Genomic DNA, 13,840 nt, shown 5'->3' on the forward strand with positions numbered 1-13,840 from the left:
TCACTGCGCCCGCTTGATGCCGGCGGCGATCTCGTCGAGGAGTTTCTTCGCGCCGTCGGGCACGCTGGTCCGGCCGAGCGCGATCTCCTCGCAGACGCGGGTCGTGGCGGTCCGCCAGGTGCTCGAGCCGGGCGGTGCCTCGTAGCGTGGCCGACGCTCCGCGGCACGCTCCTTCTTCACCACCGCGAGCATCTCCTTCTCGTCGGGGCTCGCGAACGCGGCCGCCTGCTCGGCCACCTTCGGGTTGGTCGGCGCGCCCATCGTCAGCCGGACGGTCTTCAGCATCTCGGCGTTGTTCGCGTTGTAGTTGATCACCTTGCCGGCGGCCTCGACCTTGTCGTCGTCGATCCGCTGGTAGATGGCCATCCGCGGGAAGTACAGGTACTTGTGCCCCGGCTCGACGCCCGCGACCACCGGCGCCGCCCGCAGCCGGAACCGTTCCTTGGGGAACATCTTCGCGTCGTCGATGATGTGGTTGGAGTTGCCGAAGTTGACCAGCACCTTCTTGCCGACCTGCGCCCAGTCCGGGCCCATCCCCTCCTGCTCGCTGAGGGACAGCGCGGCACCGGCCTTGCGCAGCTTCTCCCACCAGTCGAGCCAGCTGCCCAGGCCGTCGACGGTGAAGCCGACCTGGCCGTCCTCGGTCCACAGCTGCTCACCCCGCTGCCGCAGCCACGCCTCGAAGGTCAGGTCGTGGTCCGGCGCGTACGGCGTACCCTTCCGCTTCCCCGGGTTGTCCTTGCTATAGGCAACGAGGAGGTCGGCCAGTCCGTCCCACGTCCAGGCCGGGTCGGTGTCGGCCGGGATGGTGACCCCGTCAGCCTTGGCGACGGTCTCGTTGTAGCGGATCACCGGGGTGAAGATCGCGAACGGCATGGTGTTCAGTTCGCCGCCCAGCTTGAAGGTCTCGAGGTCCTCCTTGCTGTAGTCGGACCACTGCAGCGAGGGGATCTCGTCGAGCTTCCGGTACAGCTTGCTCTTGTGGTAGGTCATCACCTGCGGTGAGGCGATCCAGAAGATGTCCGGCACGTCCCGGGCGGCGATCTGCGTCGTCATCCGCTCCTGGAACGCGGTGTACTCCGCGAACTCGGGCTCGATCCCGATGTCGGTGTTCGCCGCGCTGAACTGCTGCAGCGCCTTGGTGTAGTTCTGCTGGCGGATGTTGTTGCCCCACCAGGCGTACCGCAGCGTGGTCTTGCCACCACCGCCTCCACCTCCGCCGGCGCCGCCACCACTCCCGCCGCAGCCTGCTACTGCCGCGGCGGACAGGCCTGCGGCCGTCGACGCCATCGCGAGCTTCAGGAACCCACGCCGATCAAGTCCGGTCATCACGATCTCCCGTTCCTCACAGTGCTTCGGGTTTCGCCTGTCGACCCCCACGGCAGCGGCTTCCGATCATTGTTTGGTTCCGCTACATGACAGTCAATAGGTCATGCATAGTTGTTTGACAACCTTTCAAAACTTCCGGGTTACGGGTGAGCTACCAGGACCTCGAAGAGACCGATCGTCGGCACCAGGACGCGACCGTCTTCCACTCGGAGCCGCTGGCCGGCGCAGAGCGCCTCCACGGTCGTGACGCCGTCGGGCAGGGTCAGCCAGCCCTCGCCGATCGGCAGCGGTTTCGCGAACCGCTGATCGGCATCACCCGATCTGTTCAGCAGGTGCATGACGGTCCCGACCGCAGAGCGGCCCACCACGATCTCGACCTGCTCGGGTAGTTCGGTTTCCACCTGCCGCCCGCCGGCGCGGACGACCTCGTCGACGAAGGCATCGCGATGACCCGTCAGCCCCACGTCCCGGTAGGCCCGCCCGACGGTCCACGGCAGCAGCGTTGCCCGTCCCCGCCCGTACGGCGCGCTCAGCCGGCCCGGGTGATCGAGCTCCAGGTGCCCGTGGCACTTCTCGGGCGGCCCGTACGGCGCCCTGGACATCGCCAGCAACCCGATCTCGGCAGCATCGGCCGGCTCCACCAGGTCGAACGCGCCGATCACCGGCAGGAACTGGTCTCCCGACCGGAGGTGGAACGACCTGGTCGCTTCCTCGGTGTCGTGACTGGCCAGCCTCCGGCGTACCGGAAGGCAGGCGAGCTGGACTTCGTCGGCGACCAGTCCGCTGTTGCCGGTGGCAACCACCGCGCCGCCGCCTCCGACGTACGAGTCGATCGTTGCAACCGTCTCCGGAGTGAGCGGCCCGAGGTCGGGCAGGACGACGACCCGGTACCGGCTGAGGTCGACCTCGGCCAGCCTCTCCTCCGGCAGCACGTCGAACGGCACGTGCCGCTGGAGCAGCGAGAGATAGAGCCCCTGGAACTCCGTCACCGATCCAGGTTTGAACTGGTCCGGCCGGACCAGCAGCGTCGTCGCCGCCGGCACGAGCTCCCGGTAGACGTCCTGGTGGTCGCGGTGAAACCTCGTCAGCTCACCGGCGATCCCCAAGCAGGCATAGGGATTGTCGTCCGGCGTCCCCATGATGTACGTCGACGGAACCGCGCCACGAGCCATTGCCTGCAGCAAGTACTGCGCGAAGTGGTGCGGCTCCTCCCCCGCCAGCCGGTACGGCATGTCCACGAAGCCGACCGAGTTCGTCAACACCGGGACGTCCGGGCGGAACGTCTTCGCCGCGCTGACATGCTCACTCGTCCGGTGGTGCCACAAGGGCCGGCCGATCGCGTTGTTCGCCTCGTGGAAGACGATGTCGGCCCGATCCCCGAGCACCAGCGGCGCCTCCGGCCGGCGGCTCGCCAGGTGCTCGCGGATCCGTGCGGTCAGGTCGGCCAGCACCTCCCGCGAGAAGCGTTGCCACGTCTCGTACCCCGGAGCGTTCTTGTCTTCGGGAAGACGCTCGCCCGGCGCGTACTCGGAGTACCGGCGGACGCAGCCGAGGCACTGGCAGACGCCTCGATATTGGCGGCTGTAGTCCACCTCGTTGAAGGACATCCAGTTGCAGAAGAATCCGTCGATCGGATAGCGGTCGAGCACCTCGTCCAAGACCTCGAACAGCTTGACCTGGTAGTAGTCGCCGCTCGGGCAGACGCTGGTGAGGCCGTTGTAGACCTGGGGATCACCGGCCGCATCGACGAAGCACCATTCGGGGTGCTGCTCGGCCCGCCGGTGGTCGATCTTGGAGAAGTCCATCCGGCCCATCACCCGGATCCCCCTGGCGGCGGCCGCCTTCACGGCATCGCCGACCAGGTCGCCGGAGGGGCGCTCGGCCAGATGCGGGTTGGCCGTCTGGAAGTCCAGAGCCGTCGGGTAGTTGGACAGGATGCCGCCGACGCTCAGCAGCCAGGTGTTGGCGCCGAACTCCTCGAGGTAGTTCAGCACCCGCTCGACATCGAGTCCGGCGTCGATCTCGCGCAGGTTCGTCTGGAACATCCGGAACGGGTCCTGCCACCAGAGCCTCATGACCGCTCCCTGCGCAGAGTCTTGTGCAACGCGGAGTGATCGAGGTCCCCGTCGCCGTCCGCGATCGCGGCGTTCATCAACTGTTGCGTCGCGGCCGTGTTCGGCAGGGCGAGGTTCAGTTCGGCTGCCGCCTGTACTGCGAGCGACAAGTCCTTGCGGTGCAAGCGGATCCGGAAGCCCGGGTCGTAGGTCTGGTTCACCATCCGCTCGCCGTGCAGTTCGAGAACGCGGGACGAGGCGAACCCACCCATCAGCGCCTCCCGAACCACCGCCGGATCCGCGCCGGCCGCTTCCGCGAACAACAGCGCCTCCGCGACGGCCTCGATGGTGAGCCCGACGACGATCTGGTTGGCCACCTTGGCGGTCTGCCCGGCGCCGACGTCACCGATCCGGGTGATGTTCTTGCCGAGCACCTCGAAGATCGGCCGCGCTCGCTCGAAGGCTTCCGGGCGGCCGCCGACCATGACGGTCAGCGTCGCCTGCACGGCTCCGACCTCGCCACCGGACACCGGCGCGTCGAGATAGTCGCAGCCCTGCTCCTCGATCCGCTTCGCGAAGGTCTTCGTTGCCGACGGCGAGATCGAACTCATGTCGATCACCAGCGTGCCGGGCTTGAGACTCTCGTCCACCCCGTCGACCCCGAACAGTGCACCCTCGACGTCCGGGGTGTCCGGCAGCATCAGGATGACGACCTCGGAGCGCTCCGCCACCTCCGCGGCCGAGCCACACTGGTGACCGTCGAGATCGCCCTTGTCCCGGTAGAGCGACAGGTCGTGGCCGGCGGCAATCAAGTTGCGGACCATCGGCCGGCCCATCACACCCAGCCCGACGAATCCGATTCTCATCGGTCCTCCCAAGTGAGGTGGACGACCTCGAGCAGGCCGGCGGTGGGGATGGTGATCTCCGCCCGCCCGTTCGCGACCGTCGGCTCGACCTCGACTCCCGCGACGAGCAAGCTGCCCTTCACCGGCCCGTCCGGTACGGCGACCGAGACGGTCTGCGGGGGCAACGGCAACGTCTCGCGGATCGGGCCGCGCATCGCCATCGGGTTGGTGAGGTTGACGATGACGACGGCAACGGAGTTCTCACCACGGTGGACGGCGAGATCGAGCAGCCCGGCGCCCTCGACGGTCACCTCGGGTTCCTTGCCGAGGGCCCAGTCGACCGCGTTGGCGACCAGCAGACCGTGGTCGGACTGCAGCGCCTCCCAGAAGATCGAACCCAGGTTGAACGGGAAGTAGACGACCCGGCCGCCGTTCGCGTTCTGCCGGCAGATCACCGCCGGCCGATCCGGATCGTGCCGCGAATAGACCTCTTCCATCGGCAGGTCCGGGAAGTCCGGGATGAACCTGAACGGCACCTCCGTGTCCGGATCCGCTTCCACGCCGAGGATGTGGGTGCCGCCGATGATCCGCGTCGTACCCGGGAATCCCCGGTTGAGCAGATGATCGTCCATCAGCGCGATGTAGTTGTTCTTGACCGGGCGACTCGCCTCGGTCAGGTGAACGCCGAGCACGTCCGCGAGACCGAAGTCCGCCCGCGCCTGCCCGCGTTCGTCGTACAGGGAGGTCTGGTACGCCGCGACGAGTGAGCCGCCGCCTTCGACGTACTGGCGCAGTACTGCGCACTGCTCGTCGCCCAGGTGTTCGGCATTGGCGAGCACGATCACCTTGAACGGGCTCAGCCGCTCGGCCGACAACTCCTGGTCGGAGACGAACTCGAACGGGACGCGGGCCTCGACCAGCGCCTGGTAGAAGCCGTCCTCGTGGTCTGCGGTCCGGTCGGTCCGCAGTTGCCCCGCGCGGGTCGGGTCGAGCAACGCGACCTCGGCCGTGATCCGCAGATCCTTCAGGACCGGCTCGACCTTGGCGTGCAGGCTGAACGCCTCGACGATCGGGGGCACCCATCGGTGGTCGGGCACGCTCGCGTTGAACTTGGTGAACCAGGGCAGCGCGCCCTGCGCGAACCCGTCGACGATCCAGGTCTTCGTCTCCTCGGCCGGCGCGACCGAGTCCTTCCAGCGGTACTGGTGGTGCTCCGGTCCGACCGAGGTGATCAGGCGGACCGGCCGGTCGGGGAAGACGCCTCGGTTGCGCTTGCCGTTGCGGCCAGCCGCCCAGGGGACCTCGTTGCCGGATCGGCCTTGCTTGTCGATGAAGAAGATCGGGTAGTGCTTCTCGACCAGGTCGCGATCGAGATCCCGGGCCGCGAGCGCCCCGAGGTTCGGGATGAACCTCGCATGCGGGCGGATGTCGCGGACCGCCTTGTCCCAGACCGCCACCAGCTGACTGAGTTGCCGCCGCCGCCAGCCGACGTACTCATGCCAACCCTCGGCGTGCTCCGCGGCCGGGAGGTCCAGGCCGGTCTCGTCCTTGAAGGACTTCCTGGCCGCTTCGCTGTACGAGATGCCGCCGTAGCCTTCCCAGCGATTCGCGAAGACGGCGTCGACGTCGTACTCGCGGACGATCTCGCGGGCCACCTCGGTGATGAACTCGCGGTGGTAGTCGGTGAACGCACAGGTGAGCCAGATGCCGGGATGCGCCCAGTGCTCGAGCGGTTCGCCGTTGATGTCGCGAGCGAGCCACTCGGGGTGGGCGGCGGCCGCGTCGGCGTGGATCGCGTGCGGGTCGACGCGCGCCATCACGCTCATATCCAGACCGCGAGCGCCTTCGACGAGGGTGCCGAACGGGTCGGTGTCGCCGAGGTACTTGCTGCGGTAGTGGTACTGGATCTGGGTCGGGTAGTAGGCGATATAGCCGCCCGCGCTGATGCAGGTCGCGTTCGACTGGCTGTCGCGCATCAACTTCAGCCAGAACTCCGAGTCGAAGTGCAATGGGTCGTCCTCGGCCAGCGTGATCTGGGCCCACCGGGTCGCCGCCTGCGGCCAGTCCGCGCTGCGCTCCTCCAACTGGGCGGGTGTCGCGGCGGGGGCGGTCTGCTCGGGCTCGGTCCGCATGGATTACCTCCGGGGTCGCAGGTCAGCAGGCCAGGTGAGGCCTTCATCGACTGTCGGACCGATTGTTAGACAAGATTGCACGCCTGGCAAGAGCTGGTGTTAGCCTTTTCCTCATGGACTACCGCGGCCACGAGCTGAGCGCGAACGTGTCGATGCTGTTCACCGAGCTCCCCTACCTGGACCGGTACGCTGCTGCCGCGCGGCGGGGATTCACCCAGGTCGAGTCCTGGTGGCCCTTCGCGACGGCGACGCCTCCGCCGGCCGAGGTTGACCTGCTGGTGACGGCGATCGAAGCCGCCGGGATCTCGCTGAGCGCGCTGAACTTCTTCGGCGGCGACATCGCCGGTGGCGAGCGCGGAATCGCCTCGCGGCCCGATCGCCAGGACGAACTGGCAGCGAACCTCGACCCGGTGGTCGCGATCGCCGAGCGGACCGGCTGCCGGTTGTTCAACCTGCTCTACGGGCAACTCGATGACGCCTGGAGCCCCTCCGAGCAGGCCGAGACCGCGGTCACCGCGATCCGCTCAGCCGCCGAGGCGGTGGCGTCTGTCGGCGGCACGGTGCTGCTCGAACCACTCACCGAGGGGCTGAACGGGCGCTATCCCCTGCTCACGGCGGACGACGTACTCGAGATCCTGGATGGTCCCCTCAAGGACGTGGACAACGTGTCGCTGCTGTTCGACACGTTCCACCTGGGCAGCAACGGCGTCGACCTGCCGGCAACCGCCGCTCGGCTCGGCGCGAACCTCGCCCACGTGCAAATCGCGGACAGCCCCGGCCGGGGTGAGCCGGGATCCGGCGCATTGCCGATCGACGAAACCCTCGACGCTCTGAAGGCGGCGGGCTATCGCGGCGTCGTCGCCTGCGAATACAAGCCAACCACCGACACCGCGACCAGCCTGAGCTGGATCAAGCCCTAGCGAGTCTCACAAGCCCCGAACGCGACCACCTTCCTGCGGGTCACGCTCCCTCTGCGGAGCCCCAGCCGCTTGGGTCCACCGACGGCCGGCACTCCCCTTACCGGCACCTTGTGCACCGGATGAGCAGATCCCGGCCGGAGGAACACTCACGTGGTGCACCAAGTCGGCCCGCCGGCTCATCAAGTCGCGCGGGCTTCGGCGCGTCCGGCGAGGCCTGCGCCTGAATGCACCTCGACGTTGCTTGAGGACCTAATAGCTCACGCGCCTGCTGGGTCATGCCCAACTGGCTGCAGTTCGGCTGGCGAACAGTTGCCGCGAACGTTCGAGGACGCCGTCGGCGGTGATCGCCTCGCCCGGGCGGTTGCCGTAGGCAAGCAATTCGCCGCCCCAGTTCATGTCCATGTAGTCAGCCGTCAGCCGCAAGGTGCCGAGCAGCGGCTCGACCTCGGCCGGCTCCTTCGCCGTGTGCGCGGTGATCGCCCACATCGTCTTCCCGCGCATCCGGTCGCGGAAGTCCACGCCGGGCACGCGCATCCACGCGGACCAGTAGTCGAGGTACAGCTTCACGCTCGTGGAGACGCTGAACCAGTAGAGCGGGGAGGCGATCACCAGGTCCGTCGCAGCGAGCGTCGCGTCCAGCAGCACCTGCTCATCGCCGACAGCCGGCGGATACACCCCGTCGCCGTCATGCCGGACATCCCGGAACGGATCCAACCGCAGCTCGCTCAGCTGCAACCAGGTCTGGTCCACGTCCGCGGGCAGGTGCTCGGCCGCCAGCCGCGCGAGCGCCTCGGTGTTGCCACCCGGACGGGTGCTGCCCAGCAGAAAGAGAAACGACACGACGACTCCTTGCGTGCGCAAATGATGCACGAGCATACAACCTACGGCGGGATCAGACTATGGGCGCAGCTTGGGCGGGACGGCACCATAGGGCTATGGGCAAAGGTGGACGAATCCGCTGGGCAGGTCTCGTCGTGCTCGCCCTCACCACGGCCGTGGCGTGTTCCCCAGACGATACTTCCGCTCCGGAGCCGACTCCCGCGACCTCGTCGTCCTCGCAAAGCCCTTCGCCGGCCCCGGCCCCCTCTGCGCCTTCCACGCCCAGACCGTCCGCTACGCCAACACCTGCGGCGCCCGCGAATCCCGTCTCGCTTCAGGCGTTGATGACTAAGAAGTACAACGGCTCCAACCTCCGCCTCGGGCGCGTCCTCGCCCGCAACGAGGCCTACACGCGGTATTTCGTCACCTACACCAGCGGCACGTTGACCATCTCCGGCATCCTGAACGTCCCCCGCACCCCCGGCCGGCATCCCGGACTCGTGCTCAACCACGGCCACATCGATCTCGACATCTACACGAACGGCCGCGGCCTGATGCGCGAGCAGGACTACCTCGCCCGCCGCGGGTACGTAGTACTGCACACCGATTACCGCAATCACGCGCAGTCGTCTAAGGATCCGCGCTCCGAGGTCAACCTCCGCCTGGGCTACACCGAGGACGCCATCAACGCAGTACTCGCTCTGAAGGCTTCGCCGTACGTCGACCCGCAGCGCGTCGGCATGTTCGGCCGATCAATGGGCGGCGGCGTCACCTACAACGTCCTCGTAGCCCAACCAGGCCTGGTGAAAGCGGCAATCGTCTACGCGCCGGTCAGCTCCGACACCGCCGACAACTTCAACCGCTGGACCCGCCAGGACGGCGCGGACGCCACCGCCATCCTCCGCACCCACGGCGAACCGGCCCGCAACCCCACGTTCTGGCGCAACGTCTCCCCCGTCAACTTCTTCGACCGAGTCACCGAACCCGTCCAGATCCACCACGGCACCGCCGACTCAACCTGCCCCCCATCCTGGTCCCGAGACACCCTCGCCGCCCTCAAGACGGCTGGCAAACAAGCCACCCTCCTCACCTACCCCGGCGAGGAACACGCCTTCGCCGCCGCCTGGCCCCTCTCCATGACCAGATCGGTCGCCTTCCTGAAACAGAACGGCGTCTGAGTACGCCCAACCTCGCGATAGAAATGATGCGGGCGACGCGCGCGGTCAACGTCGGCGGGCCGCGTATCGCGCTCGGCTGTCGCGGGCAATGCAGGTCTTACAGCGGGACTCGATACCGGCTAGGCGGCCGAGGTCCGCGGAGAACGCCGCGCGAGGCTTCACGACCCCGCACGTTGAGCACGTCTGCTCAGAGACAGTCTGAGGGATGACCGCCCTAGAACGGTTACGGTCTGCAATGGCTTTGACGTCGGCGCGGCTGCAGACAGCACAGCGCGGACGCCGACCGTCGGCTTTCTGACGGTCCCTGTGGAACTCGTCGACAGGCTTGGTCTCCCCACAGGCGGTACAGGTCTTGGTGTCGATCGATTCGTGCATCGCGCTTTGGCCCCCAGCTCGTCAGATCCTCAGGCCGGGATCATATGTGGGCGCGACCGCGGCCGCTCATGGCAGACCGTCGACCATCTGCATAAAGATGTGCGGCGGCTGACCGCCTTCATTCAACCGATTCGTCCGGCGACAACGCCTCGGACAGGTCCACCCCCCTTCGGACCACCTCAGCGTGTCGCCGGACGAATCGGGCGGTTAGGACCTTTCGGGCAACGGCGGGAGGTCCCACTCGTCGTCGGCCAGGTGCAGGATCGCCCACCCCGCTGCGGCGAACCCGACTGCCTGTAGTCCCCAGCCGACCAGGTCGAGCGTGTGATTCGGCACGACCACCGCGGCCACGAAGTGGATCGGCTGCGACACGATCACCGCGATCGCTGCCCACCGAGCCACCACTCGAGCCCGCCACATCGCTACGCCGATCAGGATCGTCCCGAGCACATGCCCGAGCACGAAGAAGACGGCAGCCACCTCGCCGGACGGGTGCATCGCCTCGGCCAGCCGGGTGATCTGGTCAGCGTTCAGCCCTGCCTGGGCTCCGGACCACACGATCTGGTCCTCCGCGGCGAGCCATCCGAGCGAGAGATACCCGGGTACCAGCAGGAACAACGCGACCACTGTCAGCTTCGGAGCTCGCCGCCTGGTCAGCCGCCCCACCGCGAACGCGGCCGGCACCAGCGTCAGAAGCGCGATGAACCCGAGCCATAGCACCGCCGACATCCGCCCCTGCGCGGCCATCGTCTTCGCGGTGATAGTCGCCGCGTCGTCCGTGGTGTCATAGGGCAAGACATACCGCAGTACTGCGACCGCGGCCGGCCCGATCGGCAACAGGATCGCCGCGAGCCACCTGCTCGCGGGGCGAACATCAGCCACGGTCGCAGTACGGGTCGCTGTCGTGGTCATCGCGCACCTACCAGCTCAGGCGCGGGCACCAACAGCAGCGCAGTACCGATCACAGAGAGCGCGATCGTGACGCCGGCAGCAACCATTGCCGCGGCCGGTACGTCGCCCGCGAAGAAGGCCGGTACCGCGCTCAGGCCCGACAGCAACCGCAGTGCGATGAGCGGTACTACGCCCCGCCGGGCGCCGCGCCACGCGAGCACCACCAGGACGAGGCTGATCAGGCCGAGAGCCGAACCGATCAGCGCGACGGACATCGGCGGGTGCTCACCATCGGTCAGCAGTGGCCCGGCTAGATCACCTACCGAAAGCACCCCGAGCACGATCAGGCCGGCGCGAAACGTACGAGACATCAGAACCTCCCCTTGTACTGCGGCCCTTCGTCTGGGGCCTTGGAACCACGGTCGGCGTGGGGCGGACCCCGGCGCCTGGGTGGGCGTTCACCGGTGGGCGGGAGGTCGCCCGGCCGGATCGGGAATGCGTTCCCGGGACGCCGGGACACTTCCGGGGGCACACTGATGCACATGGCGGGAGGTCCAGGCGCGGCAGAAGGTCGAACGGCCGATCGCGGCCTGCCTGGTCTGCGTGAGCGCGGGGTCCGGAGGGGGTTGGCGGCCGGGCTCGGCGCTTTCGCCGTCGTCGAGGTCATCGTGGGGATCGTGCTGGCCGTGGTGGTCGGCTGGTCGTTCGACACCGCGCTGGACAGCTTCCTCGTCACCAACGGCCTGATGGGGTTGACGTTCGCGGTCTGCGGCGCGGTGATCGCGTGGCATCGCCCGTCGAACCCGATCGGCTGGCTGTTCGTGGCCGACGGCATCGGTCACGCCACCACCGCCGTCGGCGCACCGCTCTCGCAGGCCTTGTACGACGGGTCGGCGCCGGTGGAGCTCCAGCGGCTGGTCGCGACGGTGATCATGTGGTCCTGGCCGTGGTCGATCGCCCTGTTCCTGCCCCTGGCGTTGCTGTTGTTCCCCGACGGACGGCTGGTGTCGCCTCGCTGGCGATGGGTGACGATCGCGATCGTGGTCACTGCGCCGCTGTTCGCTGTCGAGATGGGCGGCAGTGCCGAACCACTCTTCGATGGAGGGCCTCTGGGTTATCTCACCCTGCCTTCCTACGACAGCCTCCAACCGTTGTGGACGGCAACCGAGCTCCGCGGACTGGTCGTCTACGGTCTCGCGATCGCCAGCCTGATCGTCCGCTATCGGCGCGCCTCCGAGACCGGCCGTCGCCAACTCCTTTGGTTGCTCCTCGCAACCATTGTGATGCTCGCGTTCATGATCCCCTGGGCACTGGTGACCGGTACTCCGATCTTCGTGCTGCTGGCGATTCCGCTGATCCCGGTGGCGGTCGCCGTCGCGATTGTGCGGTATCAACTGCTCGACATCCGTCTGGTGGTCTCCCGTGCGATCACCTGGGCGCTGCTCTCCCTCGTTGCCGTTGGCGCCTACGTGGCACTGGTCGCTGTGACCGACTCCTTCATCGCCTCCCGCTTCGGCCGCTCGGCCTTCGTGACGGTGCTCGTGGCGCTGCTGATCGCCCCCGTACTGCCTCGCCTGCAACGCATGGTCGACAGAGCCATGTACGGCGATCGGCGTGATCCCGCGCGGGTGGCGACCCTGATCGGCGAGGAACTCGCGACCGGTACCGCCGGAGGCATGCCAGGCGTCGTCGCAGCCATCCGCTCCGCTCTCCGCCTCCCCTACGCCGCCATCACCACCTCCGCCTCTTCTTCTACTTCCTCTGCTTCCGCCTCCTCCTCCGCGAGCATCCTCGCCTCGTCAGGCGTCCCCGGTACGGTCGTCCCGGTCGACCTCTCCTACGGCGGCACTACAGTCGGCTCCCTCCTCGTCGGGCTCCGCCCCGGCGAGTCCTCCTTGTCCGCAGCCGACCGCAACGTCCTCAACCTGGTCGCCGTACCGCTGGCCGTCGCCGTACACGCAACCCAACTGTCCGCTGACCTCCAGACCTCCCGGGAGAAACTCGTCGCCGCGCGCGAGGAGGAACGCCGCCGCCTCCGCCGCGACCTCCACGACGGCCTCGGCCCGACGCTGACCGGCGTACCTTCACCGCCGACGCCGCCGCCAACCTGATCCCGGTCGATGCCGAGCGCGCCTCGGAACTCCTCAGCACCTTGCGAACGGATACCCGTACGGCGATCGCCGACGTACGCCGCCTCGTCGACGACCTCCGCCCACCCGCCCTCGACGAACTCGGCCTGGTAGGAGCCCTCCGCCAACGCGCCGACCAACTCTCCTGGCGCGCCGACGGGGCTTCCGTCTCAGTCAAGGTCTCCGCCGACGGTTTGCCCGCACTCCCAGCGGCGTTGGAGGTCGCGGCGTACCGCATCGCCACGGAAGCCCTCACCAACGTCGTACGCCACTCGCGCGCCACGGTCGCAGTACTGGCTCTGCGTTGCGGCAAGGAGCTGGAGATCGAGATAACAGACGACGGCCCACCCAACGGCGCCTGGACCCCAGGCGTTGGCCTCCAAGCCATGCGCGAACGAGCCGCCGAACTAGGCGGCCGATTCGAAGCCGGCCCGTCCCCCGCCGGCGGCCGAGTCCACGCCACCCTCCCGATGGTGACGACATGACCTCCATCCCGCGCGAGGGCAGGCGGAACGATGCTGAGCCTGTGATCCGCGTCGTCCTGGCCGACGACCATCCGGTCGTGCGGGCCGGCCTGGCAGCCCTACTCACCTCGCTCCCGGGCATCGAGGTAGTCGGCGTCGCCTCGACCGGCCGCGAAGCCATCCGAGAGGTCGTCACCACCCGCCCTGACGTCGCAGTACTGGACCTCCAGATGCCCGACCTAGACGGCTTCGCCGCAACCCGCGAGCTCGGTCGTACTGCGCCCTCGGTTGCCGTCCTGGTCCTCACCATGTTCGAGGACGACGACTCCGTCTTCGCCGCCATGCGCGCCGGCGCCCGCGGCTATCTCGTCAAGGGCGCCGAACAGGAGGAGATCGCCCGAGCCATTCGCGCAGTAGCCGCCGGCGAGGCAATCTTCGGCCCCGGCGTAGCCCGCCGAGTCCTCGCCTTCTTCTCCACACCTCCACCCACCACAGACCCCTTCCCCGAACTAACCACCCGAGAACGAGAAATCCTCAACCTCCTAGCGGCAGGCCTCTCCAACACCGCCATCGGCGACCGCCTATCCCTAGCCTCCAAAACAGTCGCCAACAACGTCTCCACAATCTTCACCAAACTCAACGTCGCCGACCGCGCCACAGCCATCATCCAAGCCCGCAACGCCGGCCTCGGAAACCCGTAGAAC

Annotated in this window: 12 protein-coding genes; 5 read left to right on the plus strand and 7 right to left on the minus strand. The window is 67.8% G+C overall.

What is annotated here, in order from left to right; translation table 11 throughout:
- The 4 genes from ACFPJ1_RS02080 to ACFPJ1_RS02095 all read right to left on the minus strand — a co-directional run bounded on the left by ACFPJ1_RS02080 (position 1) and on the right by ACFPJ1_RS02095 (position 6,360).
- The gene (locus ACFPJ1_RS02080; RefSeq protein ID WP_380101044.1) at positions 1-1,329 is read right to left on the minus strand and encodes an ABC transporter substrate-binding protein; all 1,329 of its coding nucleotides are present in this window, start codon (positions 1,327-1,329) and stop codon (positions 1-3) included.
- Between the two features lie 140 nt (positions 1,330-1,469).
- The gene (locus ACFPJ1_RS02085; RefSeq protein WP_380101045.1) at positions 1,470-3,404 is read right to left on the minus strand and encodes an alpha-amylase family protein; all 1,935 of its coding nucleotides are present in this window, start codon (positions 3,402-3,404) and stop codon (positions 1,470-1,472) included.
- Positions 3,401-4,249 (minus strand): 2-hydroxy-3-oxopropionate reductase, encoded by an 849-nt coding sequence (locus tag ACFPJ1_RS02090; protein ID WP_380101046.1) that lies wholly within the window; start codon positions 4,247-4,249, stop codon positions 3,401-3,403. The genes ACFPJ1_RS02085 and ACFPJ1_RS02090 overlap by 4 nt, the downstream gene beginning before the upstream one ends.
- Complete coding sequence (locus tag ACFPJ1_RS02095; protein WP_380101047.1) at positions 4,246-6,360, minus strand: alpha-amylase family protein; 2,115 nt, start codon at positions 6,358-6,360, stop codon at positions 4,246-4,248. The genes ACFPJ1_RS02090 and ACFPJ1_RS02095 overlap by 4 nt, the downstream gene beginning before the upstream one ends.
- A 113-nt stretch (positions 6,361-6,473) precedes the next feature.
- On the opposite strand from ACFPJ1_RS02095, the gene ACFPJ1_RS02100 reads away from it, so the two are divergent.
- Positions 6,474-7,280: a hydroxypyruvate isomerase family protein gene (locus ACFPJ1_RS02100; RefSeq protein ID WP_380101048.1), complete on the plus strand. Its 807-nt coding sequence runs from the start codon at positions 6,474-6,476 to the stop codon at positions 7,278-7,280.
- 273 nt (positions 7,281-7,553) lie between these two features.
- Here ACFPJ1_RS02100 and ACFPJ1_RS02105 read toward each other — a convergent pair whose 3' ends face one another.
- The gene (locus ACFPJ1_RS02105) at positions 7,554-8,120 is read right to left on the minus strand and encodes a flavodoxin family protein (RefSeq protein ID WP_380101049.1); all 567 of its coding nucleotides are present in this window, start codon (positions 8,118-8,120) and stop codon (positions 7,554-7,556) included.
- A 323-nt stretch (positions 8,121-8,443) separates the two neighbouring features.
- Between ACFPJ1_RS02105 and ACFPJ1_RS02110 the strand changes: the two genes are divergently transcribed.
- Positions 8,444-9,277 (plus strand): alpha/beta hydrolase family protein, encoded by an 834-nt coding sequence (locus ACFPJ1_RS02110; protein WP_380101050.1) that lies wholly within the window; start codon positions 8,444-8,446, stop codon positions 9,275-9,277.
- 582 nt (positions 9,278-9,859) lie between these two features.
- On the opposite strand, the gene ACFPJ1_RS02115 is transcribed toward ACFPJ1_RS02110, so the two are convergent.
- Both ACFPJ1_RS02115 and ACFPJ1_RS02120 read right to left on the minus strand, forming a co-directional pair.
- Positions 9,860-10,564: a DUF4386 family protein gene (locus ACFPJ1_RS02115; protein WP_380101051.1), complete on the minus strand. Its 705-nt coding sequence runs from the start codon at positions 10,562-10,564 to the stop codon at positions 9,860-9,862.
- Entirely contained in the window at positions 10,561-10,914 is a 354-nt protein-coding gene (locus ACFPJ1_RS02120; protein WP_380101052.1) for a hypothetical protein, read from the minus strand. Before ACFPJ1_RS02120 ends, ACFPJ1_RS02115 begins: the two co-directional genes overlap by 4 nt.
- A gap of 171 nt (positions 10,915-11,085) precedes the next feature.
- Here ACFPJ1_RS02120 and ACFPJ1_RS02125 point away from each other — a divergent pair, with 171 nt between their 5' ends.
- The 3 genes from ACFPJ1_RS02125 to ACFPJ1_RS02135 are packed head-to-tail and all read left to right on the plus strand — an operon-like array spanning position 11,086 to position 13,837.
- Positions 11,086-12,654 carry a two-component sensor histidine kinase gene (locus ACFPJ1_RS02125; protein ID WP_380101053.1) on the plus strand — a complete coding sequence of 523 codons (1,569 nt, stop codon included), beginning with the start codon at positions 11,086-11,088 and terminating at the stop codon, positions 12,652-12,654.
- Entirely contained in the window at positions 12,654-13,157 is a 504-nt protein-coding gene (locus tag ACFPJ1_RS02130; RefSeq protein WP_380101152.1) for a sensor histidine kinase, read from the plus strand. Before ACFPJ1_RS02125 ends, ACFPJ1_RS02130 begins: the two co-directional genes overlap by 1 nt.
- Entirely contained in the window at positions 13,154-13,837 is a 684-nt protein-coding gene (locus ACFPJ1_RS02135; RefSeq protein ID WP_380101054.1) for a response regulator, read from the plus strand. The genes ACFPJ1_RS02130 and ACFPJ1_RS02135 overlap by 4 nt, the downstream gene beginning before the upstream one ends.
- The last annotated feature ends 3 nt before the right edge of the window (positions 13,838-13,840 follow it).

The sequence above is a fragment of the Kribbella qitaiheensis genome, from assembly GCF_042657745.1.
Lineage (GTDB): Bacteria > Actinomycetota > Actinomycetes > Propionibacteriales > Kribbellaceae > Kribbella > Kribbella qitaiheensis.